At 67.7% G+C, this 2194-nt stretch carries 1 pseudogene; it reads right to left on the reverse strand.

Annotated features, from left to right (window positions below):
• Positions 1-1977: 1977 nt before the first annotated feature.
• Positions 1978-2194: pseudogene (locus ACUH78_RS19040) on the reverse strand (hypothetical protein); the annotation flags it as partial.

The following is a 2194-nucleotide window of genomic DNA, read 5'->3' on the forward strand; positions in this document are numbered from 1 at the left end:
CAGCCCTCTGGACGCCTTCCTGCTTCGCATCCGAACCGAGGGCTGCCCCACCCCCCTCGTTGCGGCCTCCGGCTCAGATGCCCTTCGCCCGCAGCCTCCAGACAGAAGCCTGCCCCCGGACGCCGGCCTGACACACAGCGGCTGCTTCGTCCTGCCTCCGAGCGAAAGGCTCACCCGTGGACGGCCTGCCGCCCCATCCGGCCCTCATCCGCTTCCCTCCCAGCACAAGGCCGGACGCCCTTCCCCCTGCAGCCTGACAACCGAGGGTGTGCCGGCCGTGACCCAGATCCGAATGCCCGCACCCCGCTTCATCCAGCCCAAAGGCCGAACCCGGCACCGCCCTCCGAGACAGACGGCAGACCGCCCTTCCCCCTGCGGCCACCGACCTGAAGGTGAATGCCAGCAGACACCCATCCTCCGGCCGAGGCAAAAGGCACGCCCCGACCCACCTTTCAGGCAAAGGGATGGACCCGGCCTGGGCAGCCCAACCTGAGCCGTCCTCCGCCCCACCCTACGGCGCCCCTACGGCCGGCTCCACGCTGCGCCACCGCCACCGATCCACCGTCCACCGCCACCCCGCCGCGCACTCGCCGTCCACCGCCACCCCGGCCCGCAGTGCCCGCTCAGACGCACACCGGTCTGGCAGACAAAGGCAGGGGCTTCCGAGCTCGATGCAGACCGCCCCGCCGGCGAAGTCCTTGTCGTGGGCGCCCGAGCACCCTCGTTGCAGCCTCCGTCCAGAAGGACAGCCCAACGAGACACCGCCCGCACCTGGGCTTGCCTGGCCACCGCACCATCGGGCCTCTGTTCCGAAGGGTTATCTCCACGCCCTTCCCATCCAGCCTCAAGGACCGACCCTGCGCCTGCCTCCATCCATCCAGCCGAACGAACACCCCCGTTGCGGCCTCCATCCCGAGGGCGACCGGCAACACTCCGGCCTCTGTGCTTCACCCGATCCGCCTCCGGCCCGAAGGAAGGACGCCTTGCACCATCCGACTGGAACGAAGCACTCCGGGCAGGGCCGATTCCGGCGAGCCTCGTCCTGCACCTGGGTAGCGTCCAGCCCCGGCCTCCTGCCCAAAGGAAGCCCCGGCAAGCCTCACCTCCCGCCCAAAGGACCGAAGCCCCTTCTCGTTGCAGCCTCCAAACCGAAGGGGCGAACGCGCAGACACCCATCCGGCTCAGATCAAGGGCGTCCCTCGACTGCATCCAGGGCAGAGCCGCCTCATCGATGAAGACCTCCCTCTCGCCTGAAGCGCGGACGGCGTTGTCCCTCCGAACGGAATTCCGAGCCACGACATCAGACCGACGCAATCCGACAGCGCAGTTCCCTCCGGCTTGAACGTCTTTCGTTACGGTAACGCCATAAGGCGAACGATCCGGGGCAGGCTGAACCGCCCCCCCTTGTTGGGGCCTCCGACCTGGTGGGTCCGCCCGGGCAGGGCCGCGTCGCAGATCGCACCCTCCGTTCCAGCGGGACCGACGAGCCGTGCTCCCTCCGGGCGTGATGGCCTTCTCCACCGCCGTTCGGTTTGGCAGAGAAGGCAAGCAGGGCTTCCGGCCTCGGTGACGATCCCGAGCGGCTCGCAGACGTTGAAGGGGATGGACGAGACCCCCGTTGGTGCCTCCGGCCACGACGCTTGGGCAGGGCCGGCGAACTGGGTGCCGCCTCCCTCGCATCCGAACCCAAGGGATTTCACCGGAAGGGCCACCCCAAAGCAGACGGCGCCACAAGCACCCTCCATGCAGCCTCCAGCCCGAACGGATGACACCGCAGGGCCGCACCCAGACCTTCAGGCTGGACGACGTTCCCGTTGCCCCACCCGGTCAGACGGACGAACCTCGATGGGCGACACCCGAACTGGCAGCAGGACGAACCTTCTCCATGCCCCCTCCGGCACAGAGTGCGAAACGGCTGGACGAAAAAAAAGGGAAGGTCTCCCCTCCCCCCTTGCTGCTTCCGGCCAGACGGCGAACTCACAGGCTGTCGAACAGCGCCTGCTCTTCCGGACTCACGTACATCTGCTGCTCACCCACCTGCTGCCCGTCACGCCAGGTGCACGGAATCATCGTTGCGCGATCCTCAAGGGCTTCAATCTCGGTGCCCGTCTGACTCATCGACTCCTGATTCTTCTCGATCAGAAACCGGATTGACTGCTGCGTCCGACGAACCGTCTCGATCGCCGTTGAGCGC

The organism is Thauera sp. ZXT1-4 (assembly GCF_052598215.2).